The sequence below is a fragment of the Micromonospora lupini genome, assembly GCF_026342015.1.
Taxonomy (GTDB): Bacteria; Actinomycetota; Actinomycetes; order Mycobacteriales; family Micromonosporaceae; genus Micromonospora; species Micromonospora lupini_B.
On the sequence record NZ_JAPENL010000002.1, the window covers coordinates 299393 to 325302 of the forward strand.

The following is a 25910-nucleotide window of genomic DNA, read 5'->3' on the forward strand; positions in this document are numbered from 1 at the left end:
AGGCGGGCCCGATCAGCGCATCGCCAACCAGGCGACGACTGCCACCAGCAGCACGACGACGACCGCCGCACCGACGATGAGCGGCAGGCGGGACGGCGCCTCCGCCGGACCGGCGGCCTCCGGCGTCTGGGTGAAGGCGCGGAACGCCTCGGTGTTGCCGCTGGGGTCGGTGTAGTTCTCAGCCATGTCGGTGACCCTAGCGAAGCCTGTCGCGGCGCACCGCCCCCGCCTCCGCCGTCGGAAGGGGTCGAGCCGGCCGGCGGAGGTGACCCGACCGGGTGGCGGGCAGAGCCGGGCCGGACGGCGGGGTCGCCGGACGCGCCCGGGCACCTACGGTGAGACGGTGGGGCGGGACGGCTCGCCGGTTGCGCACCGGCCAGCGCCGTGGCGGGCGGTCCACCGGGCCGCAGCCGCGCGCCGAGCGCCCGAGGGGTCGTACGTCGTCGGCGTGCGTACGCTCACCCTCGATCCGCGCTCGGCGCGCCCCGCCCGGACGTGCCGCTAGGGTGCCCCCGTGGACGATCTCGTGCAACGCCAGTTGGCGAGCATCGCCGAAGTCGTCGAGGTGGCCGGATCCGCCGGTGTCCAGGTGTGGTTGCGGGGCGGCTGGGCGATGGACTTCGCGCTCGGCGAGGTGTCCCGACCGCACGTCGACGTCGACTGGTACTGCTGGCGCGAGGACGCGGACCGGTTGGCCGCCCTCCTGCTGGCCCGGGGCTGGCGCCCCGACCCCCGGATGCCTGTCGAGTTGCAGCTCGACCTGTTCGCCGCCGACGTGGAGGTGAGCGTCGCGTACCTGGGTCGGGACGACGCCTGTCGACCGACGGTGGGCGCCGGGTCCTGGGCCGGCACGCCGCTGCCGGCCGGGATGCTTGACGCGCCACCCGGTCGGATCGGCGCGTTGACCGTGCCGACGATCTCGGTGCCGGCCCAGATCGAGTTCAAGCAGATGTTCCCGGTGTGGATGCCGGAGCGGCCCCGCCGCCCGAAGGACACGGACGACCTGGCTCGACTGCGGGCTCTGCTTCGTCGAGCAGGTCCTCGTACACCCCGATCTTGAAGCCGATCAGGTCCAGGCACTGGGTGAGCCTGCCCATCTGGCCGGTGACGCGCTCCCGGTGCTCGCGCAGGAGGGCGAGCCGTTCCTCCTCGTTGCCGGCGCCCTCCCGGACGAGGTCGGCGTACCGGCGGAGCGCGGGCAACGGCATGCCCGAGGCGCGGAGGATGATGCAGACGGTCAGCCAGTCCACGTCGTCCTGGCTGTAGACGCGACGCCCGCCGGTCCCACGGCGTACGGGTTCGACGAAGACGCCCTCCTGCTCGTAGAAGCGCAGGGCGTGCACGCTCAAGCCGGTGCGTTCGGCGACCTGCCCGATGCTCAGACTCACGGTGTCCTCGGCCATGCCGAGCAGGGTAACGAGGCTTGACCTAGAGCCGACTCAAGCTCCTAAGGTCCCCCGTGTCCGTTACGACACCGCCAAGGGAGCATCGGCATGCGCTATCGCACGCTCGGCGGCACCGGCATCGAGGTGAGCACCCACTGCCTCGGAACCATGATGTTCGGTGCCGTCGGAAACCCGGACCACGACGACTGCGTCCGCATCGTCCACGCGGCCCTGGACCAGGGCATCAACGTCGTCGACACGGCCGACATGTACGGCCGGGGTGAGTCCGAGCAGATCGTGGGCAAGGCGCTGCGGGGGCGCCGGGACGACGTCGTCCTCGCCACCAAGGTGCACTTTCCGATGGGCGAGGGCCCCAATCAGGGGGGCAACTCGCGGCGCTGGATCCTCAAGGCGGTCGAGGGGAGCCTGCGGCGTCTGGGCACCGACTGGATCGACCTCTACCAGGTCCACCGCCCCGACCCCTCGACCGACATCGAGGAGACGCTCTCGGTGCTCACCGACCTCGTCCGCGAGGGAAAGATCCGCGCCTTCGGCTGTTCGACGTTCCCCGCCGAGGAGATCGTCGAGGCGCACCAGGTGTCCGAGCGTCGCGGCCTCGCACGCCTACGCACCGAGCAGCCGCCGTACTCGATCCTGGCCCGCGGGGTCGAGGCGTCGACCCTGCCGGTCTGTCAGCGCTACGGCATGGGGGTGCTGGTCTGGAGCCCGCTCGCCTTCGGGTTCCTCAGCGGGAAGTACCGCAGGGACCGGCCGGTCGACATGTCGACCGGGCGGGCCGCGCTCCGGCCGGCGCAGTTCGATCCCACTATCGCCGAGAACGCCGCCAAGCTCGACATCGTCGAGCAGCTCGTCGATCTCGCGGCGGGCATCGGCTGCACGCTCCCGCAGCTCGCCATCGCCTTCACCGTGGCCCACCCGGCGGTCACCTCGGCGATCATCGGACCGCGGACCATGGCGCACCTGGAGGATTTGCTCAAGGGCGCCACGCTCACCCTGGACGACGCGACACTCGACCGGATCGACGAGATCGTGCCGCCCGGCGCCAACCGGTACGACCCCAACGCCGCCTTCCCGCCCCGTTCCCTGACCGACACCGCCCGGCGACGACGCCCGCTCGCCGACCGTGCCGCGGCCTGAGCGAGCCGATCGCGGCCCGGCCCGAACCAGGCGGTCGCGGCGCGGCCCGAGCCAGGCGGTCGCGGCGTAGGCACCGTGCGTCGAACCGCGCCGAGCCCGTCGGCGCGGCAGGGCACAATTGGCGTCATGTCGCGTCGCGTCACCCCCGCGCTGCTGGCCAGCGCCCTGCTCATGGCCGGACTGGTCGGCTGCTCCGCCGACGCCCGTAAGAACGAGAGCTGGCAGGCGCCCGCCGAGCCACCGCCCGCCGCCACGCCGACGCCGCAGGTGCCCGCCGGGACCGCACCGAAGAGCGCCTTCGGCGTCGGCGTACGCCAGCTCAAGCTGAACCGGGACGGCCGTGCGCTGCCGGTGACGGTCTGGTATCCGGCGGCCGGGAAGACCGGCGGCGCGGCGAAGCGGTCCGCGACGGCAGCGACGGGCCGGTTTCCCGTGGTCATGTTCAGCCACGGCCTCACCGGGCGGCCGGAGGACTACGCCACCCTGCTGACCCGCTGGGCGGCGGCGGGCTTCGTGGTGGCCGCGCCGACCTTCCCGCACACCTCCCGGGGCAGCGACGGCAACATCCTCGACGTGCTCAACCAGCCGGCCGACGTGTCGTACGCGCTGACCCAGGTGTTGGCGCTCGACGGCAGGGCCGGCGACGGGCTGCGCGGCCGGCTGGCCACCGACCGGGTCGCCGCGGCCGGGCACTCGGCCGGCGGGGTCACCACAATCGGCCTCTTCACCGCCAGCCGGGACGAGCGGCTGGACGCCGGGGTGGTGTTCGCGGGCACGGCCGTCGGCGTGGGTACGGCGTTCGCGGGCGCGACCGCGCCGCAACTGTTCGTGCACGGCGAGCTGGACGAGGTGGTCGACTACGCGGCGGGCAAGGCGGCGTACGACAAGGTGCCCTGGCCGAAGGCGCTGCTCAGCCTGCCGAAGGGCGACCACGGGCGGGCGTTGCTCGGCGACGCGGCGACGCTGCGGGTCGTCGCGGACACGTCAGTCGAGTTCCTGCGCTGGTCGCTGTACGGCGACGCGGAGGCGAAGAAGCGCATCGAAACCGATGCGACACGCGGCGACATCGCCACCTTCGACAACCACCTCTGATCCGCATCCCCACGATCCGCGCAACATCAGGGATGTTGCTGCCTCGGCGCGCCAGGAGACAGCAGTTTCCCCGAAGTTGCGCGGATCTTCGCGGGGCGTGGCGTCAGGCGGTGTGGTCGATGACGACCTTGCCGAAGGCGTCGCCGGAGTGCAGGCGGGCGAAGGCGTCCTCGACCCGGCTGAACGGGACCACACTGTCGATCACCGGGCGGACCTCGTTCTCGGCGCAGAACGCCAGCAGCTCGTACAGCTCCCCCGGCGTGCCCATCGAGGTGCCCAGGATCTCCAACTGCATGGCGAAGACCCGGCGCAGGTTCACCGACGGCTGGTGGCCGGCGGTGGCGCCGGAGACCACGATCCGGGCCATCGGCGCGGCCGACTTCAACGAGTGGTCGAACGTCGCCGCGCCCACCGTCTCGATCACCACGTCGACCCGCTCCGGCAGCCGGGCGCCGGCCTCCAGGGCGATCGCCCCGAGCGCGGTGATCCGTTCCCGCTTGGCGGCGTCCCGGCTGGTCGCGTACACCCGCTTGCCCATCGCGAGGGCGAGCGCGACGGCGGCGGTGGCGACGCCGCCGCCCGCGCCCTGCACGAGCACGCTGTCGGCGTCCGCGACGCGGCCCTTGGTGGTCAGCATCCGCCACGCGGTCAGCCAGGCCGTGGGCAGGCACGCCGCGTCGGTCGCCGCCATGCCGTCGGGCAGTGGGATCAGGTTCGACCGGGGTACGGCGACCCGCTCGGCGAGGGTCCCGGCGAAGTGCTCGGACAGGATGGAGATCCCGCGCGGGTCACCGGGTGTGACGACCACCGGGTAGACGACCATCTCGTTGCCGTCGGCGTCCACGCCTACCGCGTCGCAGCCGAGGATCATCGGCAACTGGCCCTCGGTGAGGCCCACCCCGCGCAGCGACCAGAGGTCGTGGTGGTTGAGCGAGGTGGCCCGCACCTGCACGGTCACCCAGTCGTCCTCGGGGTGGGGCGGCTCGGGCTGCTCACCGACGGTGAGGGCGGCGAGCGGATCGGCGTCGTCGAAACGGGAGGCGAAGGCGGCACGCATGATCGGCACGGTAACAAGCTGAGCGCGCGTTAAGAAGGGCCCCTTCCTGGTGAGAGGGCCCCGGCGCGTGGGCCGGCGGCGCATGCTGCGCCGGAGCGCCTCCGGCCGACGCGTCTCAGCGGCGGGCGACCCCGTCGCGGCGGGCCGCTTCGGCGACGGCCTCGGCGACGGCCGGGGCGACGCGCGGATCGAGCGGCGACGGGACGATCGCGTCGGCGGTCAGCGACTCGGCCACCACGCCGGCGATGGCGTCGGCGGCGGCGACCTTCATCCCCTCGGTGATCCGGGTGGCCCGCGCGTCCAACGCGCCGCGGAACACGCCGGGGAAGGCCAGCACGTTGTTGATCTGGTTGGGATAGTCGCTGCGCCCGGTGGCGACCACCGCGACGTGCCGGGCGGCCACCTCGGGGTGCACCTCCGGGGTCGGGTTGGCCAGCGCGAACACGATGCCGCCCGGTGCCATCCGAGCGACGGCCGCCTCGGGGATCTGCCCGCCGGAGACCCCGATCAGCACGTCCGCGTCGCGCAGCGCCTCGGTGATGTCGCCCTGACGGCCGTCGGCGTTGGTGCTCGCGGCCAGCTCGGCCTTGGTGCCGGTCAGCTCAGCGCGGTGCCGGCCGATGATCCCCTTGGAGTCGCACACGACCACCTGGTCGGGGTCGACCCCACCGGCGATGAGCATCTTCGTCACCGCCACGCCGGCCGCGCCCGCGCCGCTCACCGCCACCCGCAGGTCACCGAGCTTGCGATCGAGCAGGGTGGCGGCATTGCGCAGCGCGGCGAGCACCACGATTGCCGTGCCGTGCTGGTCGTCGTGGAAGACCGGGATGTCCAGCGCCTCGTCGAGTCGCCGCTCCACCTCGAAGCAGCGCGGCGCGCTGATGTCCTCCAGATTGATCCCGCCGAACGACGGGGCCAGCGCCCGCACCACCGCGACGATCTCGTCCACGTCCTGGGTGTCCAGGCAGACCGGCACCGCGTCCACCCCCGCGAACTGCTTGAACAGCACCGCCTTGCCCTCCATCACCGGCAGCGCGGCGCGCGGGCCGATGTTGCCGAGCCCGAGCACCGCCGACCCGTCGGTGACCACGGCGACGGCGTGCGACGCCCACGTGTAGTCGTCGGCCAGGGCGGGGTCGGCGGCAATGGCCTCACACACCCGGGCGACACCAGGGGTGTACGCGAGGGAGAGGTCCTCGCGACTGGTGAGCGGGACCGTCGAGGCGACGGCCATCTTGCCGCCCAGGTGCAGTTGGAAGACGGGATCAGCGGGGTCCACGGTGGACGAAGACATGGCGGTGACTCCAGGATCTGTCGAGCAGATGTGAGGCGGCCGGGCCGGCCGCGAGGTGGGCGGCGAGCGGTGGCACGCGGTGCGGGGGTCACCCGGGCACTTTCCGAGCATAGTGTCGGCACTGCCCCTCGGATGTGAGCAGGGTCATAACGGCCGACGGGGCACCCGTCCGGGGCGGGGCCAGTAGCGGAACACCACCCTCGCGCGCACGTCGGCCACCCCGTACGCCCGGGAGTCGTCGGTGACCAGATCGTTGTCGCCGCGCAGCCACCAGCCGCCGTCCTGCGGACGTACCGCCCGCTTCACGACCAGCAGCTCGGGACGCGTCCGGAAGACGGCTACCACCACGTCACCGGGTCGGATCGGGCGTCCACCCGAGCGGACCAGCACCGCGTCGCCGTGTCGCAGCGTCGGCGCCATGGACGGACCGGTCACCGAGACGGGCGTCAACGGCCCGCGCAGACGCGGTGCCTCCGGCGGGTGATCGGCGCGCACTGGTTTCACCTCCATCCGGTTCGGGGAGCATTCCCAGGAGTAATGTCGCCTTTGATCATCGCAAACTTCCCATGGAGGATCCCGATGCGACTTCCGCGCATCCTTGCGCCCCGCGTCACCGCGAGCGCTCACTGCGACCTGCCGTGCGGCGTCTACGACCCGGCCCAGGCCCGGATCGAGGCCGAGTCGGTCAAAATGATCTGCGAGAAGTACCAGGCGAACACCGACCCGGAGTTCCGCACCCGAGCGGTCATCATCAAGGAGCAGCGCGCCGAGCTGGTCAAGCACCACCTGTGGGTGCTCTGGACCGACTACTTCAAGGCGCCGCACTTCGAGAAGTACCCGAACCTGCACACCCTGTTCAACGAGGCCACCAAGCTCGCCGGCGCCACTGGCGTCAAGGGCAGCCTCGACCCGGCCACCGCCGACAAGCTCCTCGCGAAGATCGACGAGATCGCGAAGATCTTCTGGGAGACCAAGAAGGCGTGACCCACCCGGTCACACCGACGATCCGGCCGGTACGTCCCCAGGACGTGCCGGCCGTCGTCGCCATGGTGCACGAGCTGGCGGCGTACGAACGCGCCCCCGACGAGTGCCACCTCACCACCGAGCAGCTCACCGCGGCGCTGTTCCCGACTGCTCCAGGTCCCGGCGCGGCGTCGGACGGGCCGAGCTGGAGTGGTCGGGCGACCGCCCCGGCGCTCTTCGGCCACGTCGCGGTCGACGAGCGCGATCAGCCGATCGGCTTCGCCCTGTGGTTTCTCAACTTCTCCACCTGGGCCGGCGTGCACGGCATCTACCTGGAGGACCTCTACGTCTCCCCGGCCGCCCGGGGCACCGGCGCGGGCCGGCTGCTGCTCGCCACGCTTGCCGACATCTGCGTACGACGGGGCTACCGACGGCTGGAGTGGTGGATGATCGACTGGAATCCCGCAGCAGGTTTCTACGCCTCCATCGGCGCCGAGCAGATGAGCGAGTGGGTCCCCTACCGGCTCAGCGGTGCCGCGTTGCGCGGCCTGGCCGCTCAGGCGGAGGCGGCCGCCGACACGCGCCCGAACGACTGACCGGGTAGAGTCCCCGACCGGGGGGATGAGGCGTGACTCAACTGACCGGCCAGCCAGCGACCGACGACGACGTGGTGCACCTCACGGTGCCCGCCGACGGCGGTTACCTCGGCGTGCTCCGCACCGCCACCGCCGGTCTCGCGGCGCGGTTGCAGTTCGCGCTCGACGAGATCGAGGATCTGCGGATCGCTGTCGACGAGGCGTGCGCGATGCTGCTCGCCATCGCCACCCGCGACGCCGAGTTGGAGTGCCGATTCTCGGTCACCAACGACGCGCTGACCGTCGAGGTGACAGTGCCTACCGTGCGCGGGGCGACGCTGCCCGCCGAGTCGTCCTTCGCCTGGAAGGTGCTCACCGCGCTGACCACGTCGGCGTCCGCCACGGCCACCGACGGCCGGGCGACGATCTCGTTGCTCACCCGCCGCTCCGGCGGCTACTGACCGACGCGCGACGCCTCCCCCGGCCGGACCGGGCAGGCAGGCGCAGCCGTCGTGACCTCCAGCGGTGCCCGCCCGGCGGGGGCACTCGAAGCGGGTCCGCGTTTCGCCGCCCGCCGCCCGGGTCACTCGAAGCCGAGGGCCTTCGTCGTGGGCGGGCTGACGAGCAGCCAGCCGACGCCCAGGCCGAGCACCATGAGCGGGACGCCCAGCCAGCCCAGGCCGCCCTGGATCATGAACCAGCCGATCGGCAGCAGCATGAGCTGAAGGACGATCGCGGGGGCCCGCGCGCCGGCCTGTCGACGCAGCAGCGCCCGGCCGAGCGCCCAGAGCGCGACGGCCGCCCCGACGGCGAACGCGGTCACCAGCAACGCCGACGCGAGGTCGGTGGTGGTGGCGGTGAGGTCGGCCCAGACCAGCCAGACCGCGATCAGCCCGACGGCGACCGCCTCCGCCCACAGCAGCCGTACCGCCCAGCGGAGGGTGACGGGAATCGGGGCCGAGTCGATGGTCACGCGCGCCACGATACCCGGGCTACCGAGAGGTACAGTGCCGCCCATGCGGGCCGTCCTGGTGGTCAATCCGAAGGCCACCACCACCAGCGAACGCAGCCGGGACGTGCTTGTCCGGGCGCTGCGCAGTGAAGTCGACCTCAGTGTGCGTTACACCCGTCGCCGGGGGCACGCCATGGCGCTGGCCCGGGAGGCCGCCGCCGAGGGGGTCGATCTCGTCGTCACCCTGGGTGGTGACGGCACCGTGAACGAGGTGGTGAACGGCCTGATGACCGCCGAACCACCGGCCGGCGCCGAGGGCGCCTCGATGGCCGACCGGCTGCCGGCGCTGGCCACCGTGCCGGGCGGTTCGACGAATGTGTTCGCCCGCGCGCTGGGCCTGCCCCGGGAATGGCCGGAGGCGACCAGCATGATCCTCGAAGGGCTGCGCCTGGGCCGGCAGCGCACGGTCGGGCTGGGCCGAGCGGACGACCGCTACTTCACCTTCTGCGCCGGCTTCGGCCTGGACGCCGCGGTGATCCACCGGGTGGAGCAGGCCCGGCGGAAGGGTCGGGTCTCCACCCCCGGGCTCTACCTGCGCTCGATCATGGGCCAGTACTTCTTCGCCTCGGACCGGCGGCACCCGGCGATCAGCCTGGAGCGTCCGGGCGAGCCGGTGGAGGGCGAGCTGGCCACTGTCATCATCCAGAACACGGCCCCGTGGACGTACCTGGGCGACCGTGAGATCAACCCGAACCCGTCGGCGTCGTTCGACCTCGGGCTCGACGTGTTGGCGTTGCGTCAGCTCCGGGTGGCTAGCACAACACGGACAGTGACGCAGTTCGCATCCCGCAAGCCGGATCCGCGTGGACGTCAGGTGTTACGACTCCATGACACGGCGGAGTTCACCCTGCTCTCCAGCCGTCCGCAGGCGTTCCAGCTCGACGGCGACTATCTTGGCGAGCGGGAGAAAGTCAGATTCGCATCCATTCCGGCCGCACTCAGAGTAATCTGCTAGGTCTCGGGTACTGCCCTTGGTCGACGCGGCACCGCAACCGCAACGACGGGTGCCGCCACACCGAGGGGCAGGTGCCGGAAATGTCAGCAATGTCACGCGGACTGTACTATATTGATCCTCGACTGTGGCACGGCGGGTAACCAGGAACGCACTGGAACCCGGACAAATGGGTTGTGGGCTTGCTCACCGCCCGGAGTTTTTCCGAGCGTCACCCTTGACATCACGAGAGTTCGTGAAAGTATTCACAAGCGGACTTGAGTTACCGGGACATTGCCTGGATATGCTCGTCAGGTTGAGCTGTTCCAGCAGGTCCCCGGCGCTGAACGCCTGCTCACGCACTGCCGAATGGACGGACGCTAACTGTCACCATCGGCACTGCTGATGCATATAGGAAAAGCACGACAAGCAATTGTTCGCCACCCATCCAGAATGAGGAGTGTTGCCGCCATGGACTGGCGTCACCATAGTGTCTGCCGCGACGAGGACCCGGAGCTGTTCTTCCCGATCGGGACGTCCGGACCGGCTCTCCTGCAAGTCGAACAGGCAAAGGCCGTCTGCAGGCGCTGCTCCGTGACCGACCAGTGCCTGCAGTGGGCGCTCGAGTCCGGTCAGGACGCCGGCGTCTGGGGCGGGATGAGCGAGGAGGAGCGGCGCGCTGTGAAGCGGCGCGGCGGCCTCCGGGTGCTGCGCGCTCACTCCGCCTGATTCCCCCAACGACACAGCCGCACGCCCCGGCGGGTCCGCCTGCCGGGGCGTACTGCTGTCCCGAGCTGCCGGCGCCCGAACCGTCAGCCCGTCGGCGCCAGCGCGCCCCGGTCGTCGACCCGGCGTAGCACCAGCTCGGCCAACTCGGGCGCATCAGTCAACGGGGCCGCCACCGCCACCGCGCCGGCAGCCCGAGCCGACTCGGCCACGGCGTCGTGGAACAGGCCGGGCGCGAGGAAGTACGCGGACACCGCCACCCGTCGCGCGCCGGCCGCCCGCAGCCGGGTGACCGCAACACCTGTCGTCGGCGGGGCCGCCGAGGCGTACGACACCCGGCAGGGCACCCCGAACTCCGCGCCGAGCGCGTCGGCCACCCGGCCCACCGAACCGCGCGCCCGCGCGTCCCGGGTGCCCGCGGCGGCCAGCACCAGCGCGTCGAAGCGCCCCGGGTCGACCTCGCCGAGCCGACGGCGCAGCCCCGCCAGCAACGCCGGCGCCACAGTTCCGTCCGCCGGGCCGAGCACGTCGGTCACCCGTACCGCAAGTGGGGGGCCGGTCTCCGTCGCGGCGGCGACGGCCGCCGGAATGTCCACCCGATTGTGGTACGCGGCGGTCAGCAGCAGTGGCACGACCACCGCGCGCCGATGCCCGGCGTGGGCCAGCATGCGCAGCACGTCGGTCGGGCCCGGCTCGGTGTGGTCCAGCCAGCTCGCCCACACCGACAGACCGGGCCGGACGGCCGACACCGCCCGGGCCAGCGCCCGGGTGGCCTCGGCCGCTCGTGGATCCCGGCTGCCGTGTGCGACAAGCACCACCGGGGCCGCCCCGCCGGCCGCGTCGGGGCCGGTCGGGGTCGTCGATGACGGGATCAGACGTGCAGCCCGCACTCGGTCTTCTCGAACATGGCCCACCGGCCGGCCCGCGGGTCCTCGCCGGCCTTCGTCCGTCGGGTGCACGGCCAGCAGCCGATCGAGCCGTAGCCCTGCTTGAACAGCTCGTTGACCGGGACGTTCCAGCGGGCGATGTAGGCGTCCACATCCTGCTGCGACCAGGCCGCGATCGGGTTGACCTTGACCTTGCCGCGCCGCGCGTCGAACGTCACCACAGGCGTGTTGGCGCGGGTCGGCGACTCGTCCCGGCGCAGGCCGGCGGCCCAGGCGTCGTACCCGGACAGCGCCCGCTCCAGCGGCTCCACCTTGCGCAGCTGGCAGCAGTCGTCCGGCGACTTGTTGAACAGTCGCGGGCCGTACTGGCCGTCCTGCTGGCCGACGGTGAGCCGGGGCCGGATGGACCGGACGTTCACCGGCAGCGTCCGGGCCACCTCGTCGCGGACCCGCAGCGTCTCCGGGAAGTGCAGACCGGTGTCGAGGAAGACCACGTCCACGCCCGGGGCCACCCGGGACACCAGGTGGGCCAGGACGGCGTCGGCCATCGAGCTGGTCACGCAGAAGCGGTCACCGAAGGTCTGCGCCGCCCAGCCGGCGATCTCCAGGGCGGGGGCGCCCTCCAGGTCGCGAGCGGCCTGCTCGGCAAGCGTCCGCAGCTCGTCCGGGCCGCGCCCGGCCGGGTCGGTCGACGTCTGCGCGCCCGGGCCGACCAGGCGCAGGCTCGCGGCGGACACGAGGCTCATCGGGTCACCGCCCGGGAGAGCAGCCCGGTGAACTTCACCGAGAAGACCCGTGCGCAGGCGTGGCACTCCCAGGCGCCGTGCCCCGCCTCGTGCGGCCGCAGATCCTCCTCGCCGCAGTACGGGCAGTACAGGGGTGCCGCTCGGTTCTCGCTGCTCACCGCAGTTCCTCCTCGTCGACTCTGATCACCCAGTTGGCGAACGTCTCGCCCGCGCTCCGCCCGGCCAGGTAGCGACGGGCCAGCCGTTCCACGTACTCCGGAAGCTCTTCGGCAGTGGTCTTCAGGCCGCGCAGCTTGCGGCCGAAACCGGCGGTCTGGCCCTGGGCCATGCCCAGGCCGCCGCCCAGGTGCACCTGGAAGCCCTCGACCTGTCGGCCGTCCGGGCCGACCACCAGCTGACCCTTGAGGCCGATGTCGGCGACCTGGGTGCGGGCGCACGCGTTCGGGCAGCCGTTGATGTGGATCGAGATGTCCGCGTCGAAGTCGCGCAGCCGCTGCTCCAGCCGGGCCACCAGCTCCTCGCCGCGGGCCTTCGTCTCGACGATTGCCAGCTTGCAGTACTCGATGCCGGTGCACGCCATCGTGCCGCGTCGCCAGGCCGACGGCCGGGCCTCCAGCCCGATCCCGCGCAGCGCGTCGACAAGCGACTCCGTCCGCTCCGACGGCACGTCGAGCACCAGCAGTTTCTGGTACGGGGTGAGCCGCACCCGGTCACTGCCGTGCGCCTCGACCACGTCTGCCAGTTGGGCGAGCTGCCCACCGGAGACCCGCCCGACCACCGGGGCGGCGCCCACGTAGTGCCGCCCGTCGGCCTGCTCGTGCACGCCCACGTGGTCGACAGGCTTCGCCGGCAGCTCCGGCGCCGGACCGTCGAGCAGCGTACGGCCCAGGTACTCCTTCTCCAGGACCTCCCGGAACCGCTCCACGCCCCAGTCGGCCACCAGGAACTTCAGCCGGGCCCGGTTGCGCAGCCTGCGGTAGCCGTAGTCGCGGAAGATCCCGACCACGCCGGCCCACACGTCCGGGACCTCGGCCAGCGGCACCCAGACACCGAGCCGCTTGGCGAGCATCGGGTTGGTGGACAGACCCCCACCGACCCAGACGTCGAAGCCGGGGCCGTGCTCGGGGTGGTCGACACCGAGGAGAGCGATGTCGTTCGACTCGTACGGGGTGTCGACCAGCCAGGAGATGGACGTCTTGAACTTGCGGGGCAGGTTGGAGAACTGCTTGTCGCCGACGTACCGGGCGACGATCTCGTCGATCGCCGGGGTCGGGTCGAGCAGCTCGTCGCGGGCCACCCCGGCGACCGGGCTGCCCAGCACGATCCGTGGGCAGTCGCCGCACGCCTCGGTGGTCTGCAGGCCGACCGACTCCAGCCGACGCCAGATCTCCGGCATGTCCTCGACGCGGATCCAGTGGAACTGGATGTTCTGCCGGTCGGTGATGTCGGCGGTGTCCCGGGCGAACTCCCGGGAGATGTCCGCGATCACCCGCAGCTGGGCCAGGCTGAGCTGACCGCCGTCGATGCGGACCCGGAGCATGAAGAACTCGTCCTCCAGCTCGTGCGGCTCCAGCACTGCGGTACGCCCGCCGTCGATGCCCGCCTTGCGCTGGGTGTAGAGGCCCCACCAGCGGAAACGACCGCGCAGATCCTGCGGGTCGATGGAGGCGAAGCCGCGGTGCGCGTAGATGTTCTCGATCCGGGCCCGGACGTTGAGCGGGTCGTCGTCCTTCTTGATCCGCTCGTTGGGGTTGAGCGGCTCGCGGTGGCCGAGCGCCCACTGACCCTCACCCCGTGGCTTGCGCGGCGCTCGGGCCGGGCGAGCCGTCGGGTCCTCGGAACGGGCCGGGATGCTGCTGACCGCCATCGCGGCGTCCTCCGTTGTCTGCTGTGCCTCGGGCTACGCGGGGCGCGGCGGCCGGCCCGCGTAGCGGGCGGGACAACGGTGTCTTCAGACAGCCGGCGCGGAGCGCGCCCGAGACGGATTGGTCGGGCGTCGTCAGTAGGCCGGACAGATCGCGCTGCGCACGCGGCCGTAATCGACGTGGCGACGAGCCACGAAGCGGCGGACGACTGCGGCGGTCATACGGGCCATGCTGCCACACGGCATGGGGGCCGGCCAATGTACACGTGCTCGATCCCACATCACGGGCCCAGGGTCAGTCGACGAGCTGGTCACCGAGGACAGTTCGGGCATAGCGCACGACTCTCCCCTGCCGTACGCCGACGATCAGGCCGTTGTCCCGCAGCGTGGTGAGGTGGTGCGACGCGGTGGCCGGCGCGAGGCCCAGCATCGCGGCCAACTCGCCGGTGCTCAGCGGCGAGTCGAGCAGGGAGAGCACCGCCGCCCGCGTACCGCCGAGCAGGGCGCCCAGCGCCGCGCTGGGCGGCGGCGAGTCCCACAGCCCACCCAGCCCCACCGGTGGATAGCAGAGGGCCGGCCCGGCGTCCCCCTCCATGATCGCGTGCACCGTCGGTCCGGAGAACGAGGTGGGCAGCAGCGTCCACGGGCGTCCCTCCAGGCCGGGCGGCCGAGTCGTGCCGACGGCGACCCGCAGCGCCGCGCCGTCCCAGCGGATCGACGGGTGCAGCTCGCGGAGCAGGGTCCGCCCGCCCTGCTCGGCGGCGAGGAGCGTCCGCCGCCGGATGTCGGCAAGCGCGAGCGCCCGCAGCCGGGGCCAGTCCGGCGCGATCAGCAGGGTGAAGTACCGGCGTAGCTGCGCGACCAGCTCGTCGGGGGCGAGCCGGGGCGCGCCGGCCCGGTCCAGTTGCCGCCGCACCCGGGCCGGGTCGGTGCCGGCGACCGCCCGCAACTCGGCCGCCAGGTTCGGCGCCACACCGATCGGGGTGAGGAAGTCCGGCACGTAGCCGTTGGACGACCGGAGCACCGCCAACAGCGGCTCCAGCCCGGCGCCCGGCAGCAGCCGCTCGGCGCGCTCCCGCCACGGACGGTGCATCCAGTACTTCGCCGGCTTGCGCAGTGCCCAGGAGCTGGCCACCAACTCCGCCAGCGGCGAGTGCACGAACCGGACCCGACTCAGGTCGTCGGGTGAGAACCCAACCTCGATCACCGACGGATTCGACCACGTTCGAACGGTTCGGCGACAGCGCCGGACCACCCGAGGATCCGCACATGGAGTACAGGCAACTGGGCCGGTCGGGCCTGCGCGTGAGCGCGGTCGCGTACGGCAACTGGGTCACCCACGGCAACCAGCTCGACGACGATGCGGCGGCGGCCTGCGTGGCAGCCGCCCTGGACGGGGGCATCACCACGTTCGACACCGCCGACCGGTACGCGCAGGGGCGGGCCGAGGAGGCGCTCGGCAAGGCGCTGAGCGGCGTCCGGCGCAGCTCGATCGAGCTGTGCACGAAGGTGTACCTGCCGGTCGGTCCGGGCGCCAACGACGCCGGGCTGTCCCGCAAGCACATCATCGAGGGCTGCCACGCCTCGCTGAACAGGCTGGGAACCGACTACGTCGACCTCTACCAGGCGCACCGGTACGACGACAGCGTGCCGCTTGAGGAGACGATGCTCGCCTTCGCCGACCTGGTCCGCCAGGGCAAGGTGCTCTACGTCGGCGTCTCCGAGTGGACCGCGCCGCAGCTGCGGGAGGGTCGGCGGCTCGCCGCCGAGCTGCACGTTCCGCTCATCGCCAACCAGCCGCAGTACTCGATGCTGTGGCGGGTGGTGGAGGCCGAGGTGACGCCCACCTGCGCCGAGCTCGGCCTGGGCCAGCTCGCCTGGGCGCCGCTCGCGATGGGCGTCCTGACCGGGCGGTACCAGCCCGGCCGGCGTCCGCCCGCCGGCTCCCGGGCCACCGACAGTTTCGGCGGGTCGTTCATCGCCCGCTACTCGTCGGATCTGCTGCTCTCCCGGGTACGCCAGCTCCGCTCGATCGCCGAAGCCGCCGGCTGCACGATGGCCCAGTTGGCGGTGGCGTGGGTGTTGCACCGACCGACCGTGGCGGGGGCGATCGTCGGGGCGTCCCGACCCGAGCAGCTCGCCGAGACGGCCGGGGCCACCACGGTACGGCTGGACCACGAGCTGCTGGCACGGATCGACGCCGTGCTCGGTGACCTCGTCGAACGCGATCCGGCGAAGACCGCCCGCCCGAACGACGTCATGCCCGCGTGGCGTCCACCGCCTACCGCCGGCTGACACCCGCGAACACCATGGCCGTGGCAGGCTCGGACCGTGGGCGGATTGTCCGAGTCGACCGGGACGGCGTGGGAGCACCTGCGCCGCCTGCCGGTCTGGGTCCCCCCGGCGCTGCTGACCCTGGCGGTGACAGTGACCGGGCTCGGGTCGGCGCAGCTCTGGCGCGACGAGCTGGCGACCTGGAGCGCGGCCACCCGGTCGCCCGGCGACCTGGCCCGCCTGGCCGGCACCATCGACGCCGCCACCGGGCCGTACTACCTGCTGATGCACGTCTGGGTCGCGGTCTTCGGCGACTCGACGATCGCGCTCCGCGCGCCTGCCGCGCTGGCGATGACAGTGACCGCGGGGCTGCTCGCCGTGCTCGGGGCGCGGCTCGTCGACAGGCGTGCCGGCCTCCTCGCCGGGCTGCTGTTCGCGGTGCTGCCGAGCACCTCCCGCTACGGTCAGGAGGCCCGCCCGTACGCCCTGGCCACCGCGCTCGCGGTGCTCGCCACCCTGCTGCTGGTGACGGCGCTACGGCGACCGGGGTGGGCTCGTTGGGCCGGCTACGCCGCCGCCGTGGCCGCGCTCGGGCTCACGCACCTGATCGCGCTCACCCTGCTGGCCGCCCATGCGCTGGTCGTGCTGGTCACCTGGTGGCGCGGCCCGGCCGCGGCCGGCATCGCCTCGCCGGTCGCCGTCACCAGGCCGGGCCACGACACCACGCCGGGCGACGGCTCGGCCGGCCGGGACCGGCGGGTGTGGCGGTGGGTGGTCGCCGTGGTTCCGGCCGCGCTGCTGGTCGGACCGTTGCTGCTGAAGGCCCGGGCCCAGCAGTCCCGGCAGCTCAACTGGGTCGGGCTGGCCCGGCCGGACGACCTGAGCGCGCTGCCCGGCGGCGTGGCCCAGAGCAGCGTGGTGGGCGGTCTGCTGGTCGGGGTCGCCGCGCTCGGCGCTGCCCGGCTCGGGCGGCGCGCCCTGCTGCCGGTGAGCGCGATGCTGCTGCCCGTGCTGCTGCTCTTCGCCGCCGGCACGGTCGTACCCCTGTGGGTGCCCCGGTACCTGGTCTTCGTGGTGCCGTTCGCCTGTCTGCTGGCCGGCGCGGCGCTGGCCGCGGTCCCGGTGCCGGCCGCGCTCGTCGTGGTGGTCCTGACCGGGCTGCTCGGCCTGCCCGACCAGGCCGCGCTGCGACGGACCCACGAGTGGCCGCGCAGCGCGCCTGTGGACTACGCGGGCGCGGCCCACGTGATCGGCGCGGGCCAGCGGCCGGGCGACGCGGTGGTCTACTCGCCCCGGCACAGTTGGCTCTTCCTCGACCTCGGCATCGAGTACCACCTCGGCGACCCACCCCGGGACGTGCTTGTCACCGAGGACGAGGTCCGCCGGGGCGACCTGTGGGCAGCCGAGTGCCCGCAACCGGCACAGTGCCTGGCGGGCACGTCACGGGTGTGGTTGGTCGTCGCCGGCCGGCGTGCCGAGCCGCTTGCCGACGTGCCGGGCGCCAAGGGAGACGCGCTGCGCGCGGACTTCACAGTCGCCCAGGTCTGGCAACGCCCCGGCCTGACCGTCGCCCTGCTGACCAGCCGTCCCGGACGCTGACCCGACCCGCTCAGCCACCCTGCCACGCCAAACGCCCGAGCGGCCGCCGACCGCCGACTGCCCGAGCCCAAACGCCTCTCGAGCCTGTTCGGGGGGGAGCGCCAGGACCGCGACGCGGTCCTGAAGCGGGTGCGCCGCCCTCGACCGCGCCTGACCCACGCACGTCGGTGAGCGGTATACCTGTGAGTCATAGTTATGACTCACAGGTATACCGCTCACCAGGGCAGGTGCGTCCGGACGGAGACACGCCAGGGCGATGGCGAGCGGACCCGAGGAGCAGCCAGCGCGCGGGCCGTCGGCGGCCAGGGGGCGCGTGGCCGGGGAGAGGTCGACAACTGCCCGTCAGCCTTGCGATCGACCGTCCGGGGCGTTGCGGGCCAGCGGGACGACGAGCAGGGCCTCGGTGCCGCCCTTGGCACCCGCGCGCAGCTCGATGGTGCCGCGCAGCTCGCCGGTGACCAGGGCCCGCACGATCTGCAGACCGAGCCGGCTGCCGCGTTCGGCATCGAACTCGGGCGGCAGCCCGCGCCCGTTGTCGGTCACCGAGACGTGCAGCATCTTGCGGAACCGGTGCGCCGAGACCACCACCTCCGGTCGCGCCGACGGATCGACCTCGGCGACGGCTGCCGGCACCACGCCCGTGGTGGGCGGCGGGGGCGCGTCGTCCGTCTCGTCGGCCGGCGGGAAGCCGTGTTCGACGGCGTTGAGCAGCAGTTCGTTGAGGACCATGACAAGCGACGTGGCGATCTCCGCCGGCAGTACGCCGAAGCTGCCCCGACGGCGCATGCCGACGCTCACCTCGGTCGCCGCGACCTCGGTCGCCGCGCTGGCCACCCGGTCGACGATGCCGTCGAACTCCACCGCCTCGTCGCTGGACATCGACAGCGTCTCGTGGACGAGGGCGATCGAGGCGACCCGGCGGACCGACTCCTCCAGGGCTACCCGCGCCTCCGGCATGGCCACCCGGCGGGCCTGCAGGCGCAGCAGCGCGGCCACCGTCTGGAGGTTGTTCTTCACCCGGTGGTGGATCTCCCGGATGGTGGCGTCCTTGGTGATGAGTGCCCGGTCCCGGCGACGGACCTCGGTGATGTCCCGCACCAGCACCAGCGCGCCGATCGGCACGCCGGCGGGCATCAACGGCAGCGCCCGGGTGAGCATCGTGGCCCCGCGTGCGTCGATCTCCCGCCGGGGCGGCGCCTCGCCGCGCAACGCCGCGAGGATGCCGTTCGCCGCCTCGGTGCCGTCCAGCGGGTCGCCCGCCAGCCGGCGGTGCAGCGCGGCCAGGTCCTCCCCCACCAGGTGGGAGGCGTAACCCAACCGCCGGTACGCGGACTGCGCGTTCGGGCTCGCGTAGGTGACCTTGCCACCGGCGTCCAGCCGGACCAGCCCGTCGCCGACGCGGGGGGCGGACGTCGTCTCGCCCGGGTGCCGGGGCGGCGGGAAGGTGCCGTCCGCGATCATCTGGGCGAGGTCGTCGGCGGTGGTCAGATAGTTGAGTTCCAGCTGGCTGGGCGTACGGGCGGTGGAGAGGTTGGTGTCCCGACCGACCACGGCGATCACCTCGCCGGCCTCGCCGTCGGCGGTGCGCAGCCGGACCGGGATCGCCTCGTGCCGGGCCGGCACGTCGCCGTACCAGACCGGGTCGCCCTCCCGCCAGATCCGCCCCTGGGAGTAAGCGACCCCCAGGTGGGCCACCTCCGAGCCGCCGATGATCCGGCCCACCTGATCGTCCTGGTACGCGGTGGGCGCGGTCGTCGGGCGGACCTGGGCGACACAGAGGAAGGTGCCCTCGGCGTCGACAGGCACCCAGAGCAGCAGGTCGGCGAAGGACAGATCGGAGAGCAGCTGCCAGTCGCCGGCGATGCGGTGCAGGTGGTCGATGTCGGCCGGACGGAGATGGGTGTGCTCCTCGGCGAGGTCGCGCAGCGTGGACACGGTGACCAGGGTGCCACGCCGCGCCGCGCCTCACATCGTCGCGGTGACCTTCTTCAGGCCGCGCGGCGCGTCCGGGTTCTCGCCACGGGTCAGTGCCAACGCCAGCGCGAGGCGCTGCAACGGCAGGATGTCCAGCAGTGGCGCGTACCGCTCGTCGACCTCGGGGACGGCGAGCCGGGTGGCGCCCGGCACGTCGGCGGAGCCGACGACCACCACGTCGGCACGGCGCTCGCCGAGGCGGGGCAGCACCTCGCCCATGGACCGGCCGCCCGGGCCGGAGCCGACCACGGCGAGCACCGGGACCTCCGGGTCGGTCATCGCGAGCGGGCCGTGCAGCAGGTCGGCGCCGGAGAAGGCGAGCGCCGGCAGGTACGAGGTCTCCATCAGCTTCAGCGCGGCCTCGCGGGCGGTCGGATAGGCGTACCCGCGGCCTGTGGTGACCAGTTGGCGGGCGAAGCGGTAGCGCGGCGCGAGCTGGGCCGGGGTGTCGTCGGCGAGCGTTCTGGTGGCGAGGTCGGGCAGCGCGGCGAGCGCCTCCCGCTCGGCCGCCGGGAGCACGCCGTCGCCGGCCCGGATGCCCTCGATGAGCATGAGCAGGGCGAGCAGCTCGGCGGTGTACGTCTTCGTCGCCGCCACCGCCCGCTCGTGCCCGGCGGCGATGTCGATGCTCAACTCGGCCGTGTCGGCCAGCGGGGAGCCGGGGGCGTTGGTCACCGCGAGGGTGAGCGCGCCGGAGGCCCGCGCGGAGCGCAACACCTCGGCCAGGTCGGGTGAGCCACCGCTCTGGCTGACCCCGACGACGAGCGCGTCGGACAGGTCGGGCCGGGCGCCGAACAGCGTGACCACGCTCGGCGAGGCGAGCCCGGCGGGCAGCCCGAGCCGGATCTCGGTCAGGTACGCCCCGTAGAGGGCCGCGTGGTCGGAGGTGCCCCGGGCGGTGAAGACCACGTGTCGCGGTCGCCGCTCGGCCACGACGGCCGCGACACGGGCGATAGCCGCGGCGTTGGCGCTGTCGAGCAGGCGCGCGTAGCCGGCGGGCTGCTCGTCGATGTCGGCGGCCATTCCGGACCCTGCACGTGTCACGAACAACTCCCCTCGTGCGCGATTGCCGCGCGTTTCCTGCTCAGTCTTGCACGGTAGGGTCGACAGCAGCAATTGTTCGAGCAGCACTGCGCAGTTGATCACTTGATCATCTCAATATCAACTACGCTGGCCCCGCTGTCTGAAGCTGCGACGAGAGGACACCGTGCCCGAGGGAAGGGACGACCCCGCGCTCTCCGCGACGGAGGAGCTGGCCCTGGCTCGGCTGGCACTTGACGAGGGTGACCTCCACCACGCGGCCGGCCACCTCGCCGGCGCGCTGGCACGGGCGCCCACACTGCCCGAGGTGCACGAGACGCTGGCCCGTCTCGCCGCGGCCGACGGCGGAGGGCTCGACCTCTTCCCGATCAACCACCACACCTTCGTGGGCGCGGTCGTCGCCCGCGCCCACCTGCTCGCCGCCGCCGGTCGCCCCGCCGAAGGGCTGGAACTGCTGGCCGCGGCGACCGGTCACGCCCCCGGCACCGAGTGGGCGGGCGTGCCGTGGGTGACAGCCTCCGAACTTGTCGAACGGCTGGAACCTGACCACATCGCCCGCGTCCTCATGCAGGTCTGCGCGGCGCTCACCGACCCGGTGCCACGGGCCGGCCGGGCAGCCCTCGCGCCGTACCTCACGCTGGCCCGCAACGCCGCCACCGTGCACCCCGAGCACGGCCTCCTGCTGGGCGCGGCGTCCGCGCTGGCCCGGCGGCTCGGCGAGGTCGCGCTGGCGATCCGCTGGGCCAGCCGGGGAGTACGGTGCCAGCCGTCGAAGATGGGCGAGGTCTGGCTCGGGTACGCGTACCGCAGCGCGGGTCGGACTCGTGACGCCCTCGCGGCGCTCGGCCGGGCCGTCGACCTGGACCCCGGCGACCTGGCCATCTACGCCGACATCGCCGGCACCCTTGCCGACAGCGGCCGACTCGACGAGGCGTTGGAGTGGACCGAGCGGGCGCTGGCCCGGGACCCGTCGTTCGACTGCGCGGTGCACACCGCCCACCGACTGCGGCACCTGCGCGACGGCGACCTGTCCCACCTGGTAGCGCTCGCCGACTTCATCCGTGACCACCCGGACGACAGCCACGAGCACGGCGATCTGGCCCAGTGCTGCCGGGGCCGGCCCTGGCTCGGGCAACTGACGCCGGCCGGCGGTCCCCTCGTCGACGCGCTCCGCCAGGCGGTCGCCCACGACGACATCGGTATCGGCGGCGCCGTACGCCTCGCGGCGGCAGCCCCACCGAGCGCCCTGCGGACGGCGACGGCGGTGGCCCCCGGACTGCGGATCGAGGTCGCCGGCGCGGCGGAGCCGGACCCGCGCGAGCCCCGACGCCCGTCCGCGCAGCGGCTGTGGCACTTCGCGGAGGACGTGCCGACGCCTGCGTTGCCGGCGCCCTCGCCGGCAGCCGTGGAACGGATCGCCCAGGTGGCGCACCCGGCGTGGCCGCACCCGCCGGCTGCCTACGACGCGGCGGTGGGCCTGGCCGGTCTCGACGTCGACGATCTGCTCGGGCTGCTGGTGCACCCGCCCGCGGCGCCGGCGAGCGGGCTGGGTCGACTGCTTGCCGCCCAGGATCCGTCGATCTGGGTCCGCGGGGTGCAGGTGTGGGCCTGTCTGGGGCTGCTGCACCAGCGCACCGACGAGCCCTGGGCGGATTCGACCCGACGGCGGGTGCTGCTGGACCTGGTCTGGGGTGTGGAGGACTGGGTCACCGAGGCGGCGCTGTTCGCCCTGATCACCGCCGCCTGGGTGGACCCGGCGGTGCGACCGGACGTGGCGCGCGTGGTGGCCGAGCGGTTGGCCGACGCGGCGGCCGTGGCCCAGGCCCGGCCGGTGCCGATCGCGGTCTCGCTGGCCCACCTCGCGCTGGCCGCGCCCACAGTGGACCCGGACACGGCGGCACTGGCCACCCGGATGCTCGGCGAGCGAACCCCCCGACTCCCCCGCCCCCGCAACCCGCTACGCCGCCTCTGGCAACGCCTGACCCGCCGCCCGTGAAAGAACGCGCCGCGCCTCCCCTCGGGGGACGACGCGGCGCGCGCTCTCGGTGGGGGTCAGGCGACCGGCGCCTTGCCGAGGGCGATCTCGGCCTCCTCCTCCGGGGTGGCCTGCGGCGGCGCCTCGTTGGCGGTGCGCAGCGGGATCTCCTTGATGAACCAGGCGAGCACCGGGATCACGATGGTGAACAGCACGGCCCAGAGGAACACGTGCGAGATCGCGTCCGAGAGACCGGTGAGGACCAGCTCACGTGCCTGGGCGGGCAGCTTCTTGAGCTGCTCCAGGTCCATCGCGCCCTCGCCGCCGCCGCTGAACGCCCTGCCGGCGGCCGAGTCGGCGAGCCGGTTGGCGAAGATCGCGCCGAACAGCGAGATGCCGAACGAGCCGCCGATCGACCTGAAGAAGGTGGCCGCGCCGCTGGCCGCGCCGAGGTCCTTCTGCTCCACGCTGTTCTGCGCGATCAGCATCGAGGTCTGCATGAGGAAGCCCATACCGGCGCCGAGCACGACCATGAAGAGCGAGGACTCCAGCTTGCTGGTTTCGGTGTCGAGCATGGACAGCAGCGCCATGCCCCCGGTCATCACCACGCCGCCGATGATCGGGTAGGCCCGGTACTTGCCGGTCTTGGTGATCGCCCGCCCGATGACAAGCGAGACGACAAGCATGCCGAACATCAGCGGCAGCAGCAGCAGCCCGCTGTTGGTGGCCGAGGCCCCCTGCACGGTCTGCTGGTAGAGCGGCAGGAAGTTCATCGCGCCGAACATCGCGAAACCGAGCAGGAAGCCGATCAACGAGATCAGCGCGAAGTTGCGGTTGGCGAAGAGCGCAAGCGGCAGGATCGGCTCCGGCACCCGGCGCTCCACCAGGCCGAACGCCACAAGCGTCACAAGCGCCAGCACGGCCAGGCCGAGGATCTGCGGCGAGGTCCAGTCGTACTCGTTGCCGCCCCAGGTGGTGATCAGCACGATCGCGGTGATGCCCACCGAGAGCAGGCCGGCGCCCAGCCAGTCGATCCGGTGCTCGGTGCGGTACTTCGGCAGGTGCATCGTGGTGATCAGCACGAGTAGCGCGATGCCACCCAGCGGCAGGTTCACGTAGAACGCCCAGCGCCAGGAGAGGTTGTCGGTGATGAAGCCACCGACAAGCGGGCCGGCGACCATGGCGATGGCCATGATGCCGGCGATCATGCCCTGGTAACGCCCACGCTCGCGCGGCGGAACCAGGTCGCCGATGATCGCCATCACGCCGACCATCAGGCCACCGGCCCCCAGGCCCTGCACGGCGCGGAAGGCGATGAGCTGCACCATGCCGTCCTGCGGGCCGCCGAACATGCCCGAGCCAGCCATGCCGCAGAGGGCCGATCCGACGAGGAAGATGACCACCGAGGTCAGGAAGACCGACTTGCGGCCGTAGAGGTCACCGAGCTTGCCCCAGATCGGGGTGGAGACTGTGGTGCCCAAAACGTACGCGGTGACCACCCAGGTGAAGTGGTCGAGACCGCCGAACTCGCCGACGATCCGCGGCAGCGCGGTGCTGACGATCATGTTGTCGAGCATCGCGAGCATCATCGCGATCATCAGCCCGAACAGCACGACCCGTACGTTGGGTCGTGCGCCGGCCTGTGTTGCCTGAGTCATGGGTAAGCTCCCCCCGAGAATTGCCATACTTACTTGCCGCCCGGCTAGTCACCTTACTAGCCGCACGGTAAGTTGGGTACCAACTGGCGGTCAAGTGATTTGGGGGGCGTGGGTGAGGGAGAGCACAGGCGGCACCCGAGAGCGGATCAAGGCCGTCGCGTTGGAGCTCTTCACCGAGCAGGGGTACGAGAAGACCTCGCTCCGGGAGATCGCCGAACGCCTCAATGTCACCAAGGCGGCGCTCTACTACCACTTCAAGAGCAAGGACGACATCGTCGCCAGCTTCGTCGAGGACCGGCTTGAGCAGATGGACGCGCTTACCGCCTGGGCCGACTCACAGCCGGCGACCCTGGCCACCCGCCGTACGCTCATCTCCCGCTACGCCGACACGATGTTCGGCGGCGACATGCCATCGGTGATGCGCTTCTTCGAGCAGAACCAGACAGTGCTCAAGAGCCTCTCCTCCGGCCAGCAGATGCGTGACCGGATGATGCGGCTGGCCAGCGCGCTCTGCCGAGGCGACGACTCCCCCGCCGCGCAGCTACGCGGCGCCCTGTCGCTGTTCGCCGTGCACACCAGCTGGTTCGCCGTGCGGGCACCGGGCATCACCGACGGGGATCGCCGCCGGCTCGCGCTGGAGGTGGCCGACGAGTTGCTGGCCGCGATCGGCGCGGAGCCCGACGAGGACCCGGCCTCGGCCAACACGGCCGGCGCGCACGGCTGACGAGCCAGCTCGGCAAGCAGGCGGCTCGACGGGCCGGCCGGTCAGGCGCGGGGCAACTCCCGCCGCAGGCCGAGCAGGGCCACGCCCTCCACCGGCGACCAGTCCTTCTCCGGCATTCGGACGAACCCGAGGCGCTCGTAGAGGCGGTGGGCCGAAACTGCCATCCCCGCCCGGACGCAGATCACGACAGCCGTGCAGCCCAACTCGGCCGCCCGGTCGACGCACGCCTGGGCCAGCACCGCGCCGACACCCCGCCCCTGCGCGGCCGGGTCGACGGCCAGCATGCGGAACTCCGCCTCGCCCGGCCCGGACAGCTCGGCGAACGGGGTGCCCGGCAACACGAAGGTGACCGAGCCGAGCACCGCGCCGGTCGCCTCGTCCACAGCGATCAGCACCTCACCGCTGGCCGCCCGGGTCGACACGTCGGCAAGCACCGCCCCGTACCCGTGCTCGCCCTTGAGCTGCCCATCCGCCTCGTACGCGGCAACTGTCAGCCGGGCGACCGCCGGGAAGTCGGCCGTGTCGGCGAGCCGGACCAGCAGGCCGCTCAACCGATCACCGCGATCAGGTCGCCGTCCTGCACGACGTCGCCCTCGTGCACGGCGAGCTGCTGGACCACGCCGTCGGCCTCGGCGACCACCGGGATCTCCATCTTCATCGACTCGAGAATCACCAGGGTGTCGCCCTCGGACACGGTGTCGCCCGCCGACGCGACGACCTTCCAGACGTTCGCCACCATCTCGGCGCGGATCTCCTCGGCCATGTCCACGGCCCTCCCTTTTTCGCGATGTGCCTGCCGACGTATCCAATCACGCGAGGGTGGGACGCGGGAGCGGAGCGGTGCGGCCCGCGTGCCGGGGCTGCCCCGGGGAAAGGCACCGGGTGCCGAGCGCACTACCATCAGCGGGTCGGACCCGACGCCGGGCGGCCGGTGGGTGCACCGGCGCGAGGCCGCGCGCAGCACGGATCCGACCC

At 72.5% G+C, this 25910-nt stretch carries 28 protein-coding genes; 12 read left to right on the plus strand and 16 right to left on the minus strand.

Annotated elements, in window-relative coordinates:
- Positions 1-12: 12 nt before the first annotated feature.
- Positions 13-186 (minus strand): hypothetical protein, encoded by a 174-nt coding sequence (locus tag OOJ91_RS16150; RefSeq protein WP_266245834.1) that lies wholly within the window; start codon positions 184-186, stop codon positions 13-15.
- 328 nt (positions 187-514) lie between these two features.
- Here OOJ91_RS16150 and OOJ91_RS16155 point away from each other — a divergent pair, with 328 nt between their 5' ends.
- Entirely contained in the window at positions 515-1060 is a 546-nt protein-coding gene (locus OOJ91_RS16155) for a nucleotidyltransferase domain-containing protein (protein WP_266245836.1), read from the plus strand.
- On the opposite strand, the gene OOJ91_RS16160 is transcribed toward OOJ91_RS16155, so the two are convergent.
- Positions 942-1403, minus strand: coding sequence for a MerR family transcriptional regulator (locus OOJ91_RS16160; RefSeq protein ID WP_266245837.1), 462 nt, complete (start codon positions 1401-1403; stop codon positions 942-944). The two genes, OOJ91_RS16155 and OOJ91_RS16160, sit on opposite strands and share 119 nt — an antisense overlap.
- A gap of 90 nt (positions 1404-1493) precedes the next feature.
- Here OOJ91_RS16160 and OOJ91_RS16165 point away from each other — a divergent pair, with 90 nt between their 5' ends.
- Entirely contained in the window at positions 1494-2543 is a 1050-nt protein-coding gene (locus OOJ91_RS16165; RefSeq protein ID WP_266245838.1) for an aldo/keto reductase, read from the plus strand.
- Positions 2544-2669: 126 nt separating this feature from the next.
- The gene (locus OOJ91_RS16170) at positions 2670-3635 is read left to right on the plus strand and encodes an alpha/beta hydrolase family protein (RefSeq protein ID WP_266245840.1); all 966 of its coding nucleotides are present in this window, start codon (positions 2670-2672) and stop codon (positions 3633-3635) included.
- Between the two features lie 103 nt (positions 3636-3738).
- Here OOJ91_RS16170 and OOJ91_RS16175 read toward each other — a convergent pair whose 3' ends face one another.
- The 3 genes from OOJ91_RS16175 to OOJ91_RS16185 form a co-directional block, all read right to left on the minus strand.
- Complete coding sequence (locus OOJ91_RS16175) at positions 3739-4701, minus strand: zinc-binding dehydrogenase (RefSeq protein ID WP_266245842.1); 963 nt, start codon at positions 4699-4701, stop codon at positions 3739-3741.
- 106 nt (positions 4702-4807) lie between these two features.
- Positions 4808-5986, minus strand: a complete 1179-nt coding sequence (locus tag OOJ91_RS16180; protein ID WP_266245844.1) for an NAD(P)-dependent malic enzyme — start codon at positions 5984-5986, stop codon at positions 4808-4810.
- Between the two features lie 144 nt (positions 5987-6130).
- The gene (locus OOJ91_RS16185) at positions 6131-6496 is read right to left on the minus strand and encodes a S24/S26 family peptidase (RefSeq protein WP_266245846.1); all 366 of its coding nucleotides are present in this window, start codon (positions 6494-6496) and stop codon (positions 6131-6133) included.
- Positions 6497-6565: 69 nt separating this feature from the next.
- On the opposite strand from OOJ91_RS16185, the gene sodN reads away from it, so the two are divergent.
- From sodN to OOJ91_RS16200, 3 genes are read left to right on the plus strand one after another with little or no spacing between them, the layout of a single operon-like run.
- Positions 6566-6970 (plus strand): superoxide dismutase, Ni, encoded by a 405-nt coding sequence (gene sodN, locus OOJ91_RS16190; RefSeq protein ID WP_266245848.1) that lies wholly within the window; start codon positions 6566-6568, stop codon positions 6968-6970.
- Entirely contained in the window at positions 6967-7545 is a 579-nt protein-coding gene (locus tag OOJ91_RS16195; protein ID WP_266245850.1) for a GNAT family N-acetyltransferase, read from the plus strand. Before sodN ends, OOJ91_RS16195 begins: the two co-directional genes overlap by 4 nt.
- A gap of 32 nt (positions 7546-7577) precedes the next feature.
- Positions 7578-7985, plus strand: coding sequence for an ATP-binding protein (locus tag OOJ91_RS16200; protein WP_266245852.1), 408 nt, complete (start codon positions 7578-7580; stop codon positions 7983-7985).
- A gap of 122 nt (positions 7986-8107) precedes the next feature.
- On the opposite strand, the gene OOJ91_RS16205 is transcribed toward OOJ91_RS16200, so the two are convergent.
- Positions 8108-8497, minus strand: a complete 390-nt coding sequence (locus tag OOJ91_RS16205) for a hypothetical protein (protein ID WP_266245853.1) — start codon at positions 8495-8497, stop codon at positions 8108-8110.
- A gap of 43 nt (positions 8498-8540) precedes the next feature.
- Here OOJ91_RS16205 and OOJ91_RS16210 point away from each other — a divergent pair, with 43 nt between their 5' ends.
- Both OOJ91_RS16210 and OOJ91_RS16215 read left to right on the plus strand, forming a co-directional pair.
- A complete protein-coding gene (locus OOJ91_RS16210) occupies positions 8541-9491 on the plus strand; it encodes a diacylglycerol/lipid kinase family protein (RefSeq protein ID WP_266245855.1) in 951 nt (316 codons plus the stop codon).
- Between the two features lie 447 nt (positions 9492-9938).
- The gene (locus tag OOJ91_RS16215) at positions 9939-10196 is read left to right on the plus strand and encodes a WhiB family transcriptional regulator (protein WP_088950012.1); all 258 of its coding nucleotides are present in this window, start codon (positions 9939-9941) and stop codon (positions 10194-10196) included.
- Positions 10197-10279: 83 nt separating this feature from the next.
- Here the strand turns inward: OOJ91_RS16215 and OOJ91_RS16220 are convergent, their stop codons facing one another.
- The 5 genes from OOJ91_RS16220 to OOJ91_RS16240 all read right to left on the minus strand — a co-directional run bounded on the left by OOJ91_RS16220 (position 10280) and on the right by OOJ91_RS16240 (position 14897).
- Positions 10280-11083: a sirohydrochlorin chelatase gene (locus OOJ91_RS16220; protein WP_439117072.1), complete on the minus strand. Its 804-nt coding sequence runs from the start codon at positions 11081-11083 to the stop codon at positions 10280-10282.
- Entirely contained in the window at positions 11065-11826 is a 762-nt protein-coding gene (locus OOJ91_RS16225) for a phosphoadenylyl-sulfate reductase (RefSeq protein ID WP_266245860.1), read from the minus strand. The genes OOJ91_RS16220 and OOJ91_RS16225 overlap by 19 nt, the downstream gene beginning before the upstream one ends.
- Positions 11823-11984 (minus strand): hypothetical protein, encoded by a 162-nt coding sequence (locus tag OOJ91_RS16230; protein ID WP_167517323.1) that lies wholly within the window; start codon positions 11982-11984, stop codon positions 11823-11825. Before OOJ91_RS16230 ends, OOJ91_RS16225 begins: the two co-directional genes overlap by 4 nt.
- Entirely contained in the window at positions 11981-13693 is a 1713-nt protein-coding gene (locus OOJ91_RS16235) for a nitrite/sulfite reductase (protein ID WP_266245864.1), read from the minus strand. Before OOJ91_RS16235 ends, OOJ91_RS16230 begins: the two co-directional genes overlap by 4 nt.
- Positions 13694-13985: 292 nt before the next feature.
- A complete protein-coding gene (locus OOJ91_RS16240; RefSeq protein WP_266245865.1) occupies positions 13986-14897 on the minus strand; it encodes an ArsR/SmtB family transcription factor in 912 nt (303 codons plus the stop codon).
- A gap of 62 nt (positions 14898-14959) precedes the next feature.
- Between OOJ91_RS16240 and OOJ91_RS16245 the strand changes: the two genes are divergently transcribed.
- Both OOJ91_RS16245 and OOJ91_RS16250 read left to right on the plus strand, forming a co-directional pair.
- Positions 14960-15985, plus strand: coding sequence for an aldo/keto reductase family protein (locus OOJ91_RS16245; protein WP_266245867.1), 1026 nt, complete (start codon positions 14960-14962; stop codon positions 15983-15985).
- A 36-nt stretch (positions 15986-16021) separates the two neighbouring features.
- The gene (locus OOJ91_RS16250; RefSeq protein ID WP_266245869.1) at positions 16022-17563 is read left to right on the plus strand and encodes a glycosyltransferase family 39 protein; all 1542 of its coding nucleotides are present in this window, start codon (positions 16022-16024) and stop codon (positions 17561-17563) included.
- Between the two features lie 342 nt (positions 17564-17905).
- On the opposite strand, the gene OOJ91_RS16255 is transcribed toward OOJ91_RS16250, so the two are convergent.
- Positions 17906-19498: a PAS domain-containing sensor histidine kinase gene (locus tag OOJ91_RS16255; RefSeq protein ID WP_266245871.1), complete on the minus strand. Its 1593-nt coding sequence runs from the start codon at positions 19496-19498 to the stop codon at positions 17906-17908.
- Between the two features lie 30 nt (positions 19499-19528).
- Entirely contained in the window at positions 19529-20560 is a 1032-nt protein-coding gene (locus tag OOJ91_RS16260; RefSeq protein WP_266249732.1) for an SIS domain-containing protein, read from the minus strand.
- A gap of 184 nt (positions 20561-20744) precedes the next feature.
- Between OOJ91_RS16260 and OOJ91_RS16265 the strand changes: the two genes are divergently transcribed.
- Positions 20745-22574 carry a tetratricopeptide repeat protein gene (locus OOJ91_RS16265; RefSeq protein WP_266245873.1) on the plus strand — a complete coding sequence of 610 codons (1830 nt, stop codon included), beginning with the start codon at positions 20745-20747 and terminating at the stop codon, positions 22572-22574.
- A gap of 56 nt (positions 22575-22630) precedes the next feature.
- Here OOJ91_RS16265 and OOJ91_RS16270 read toward each other — a convergent pair whose 3' ends face one another.
- Complete coding sequence (locus OOJ91_RS16270) at positions 22631-24211, minus strand: MDR family MFS transporter (protein ID WP_266245875.1); 1581 nt, start codon at positions 24209-24211, stop codon at positions 22631-22633.
- 112 nt (positions 24212-24323) lie between these two features.
- Between OOJ91_RS16270 and OOJ91_RS16275 the strand changes: the two genes are divergently transcribed.
- A complete protein-coding gene (locus tag OOJ91_RS16275) occupies positions 24324-24935 on the plus strand; it encodes a TetR/AcrR family transcriptional regulator (protein WP_266245877.1) in 612 nt (203 codons plus the stop codon).
- 41 nt (positions 24936-24976) lie between these two features.
- Here OOJ91_RS16275 and OOJ91_RS16280 read toward each other — a convergent pair whose 3' ends face one another.
- A complete protein-coding gene (locus OOJ91_RS16280; RefSeq protein ID WP_266245878.1) occupies positions 24977-25486 on the minus strand; it encodes a GNAT family N-acetyltransferase in 510 nt (169 codons plus the stop codon).
- Positions 25483-25704, minus strand: coding sequence for a biotin/lipoyl-binding carrier protein (locus tag OOJ91_RS16285; protein WP_007464729.1), 222 nt, complete (start codon positions 25702-25704; stop codon positions 25483-25485). Before OOJ91_RS16285 ends, OOJ91_RS16280 begins: the two co-directional genes overlap by 4 nt.
- Positions 25705-25910: the final 206 nt, after the last annotated feature.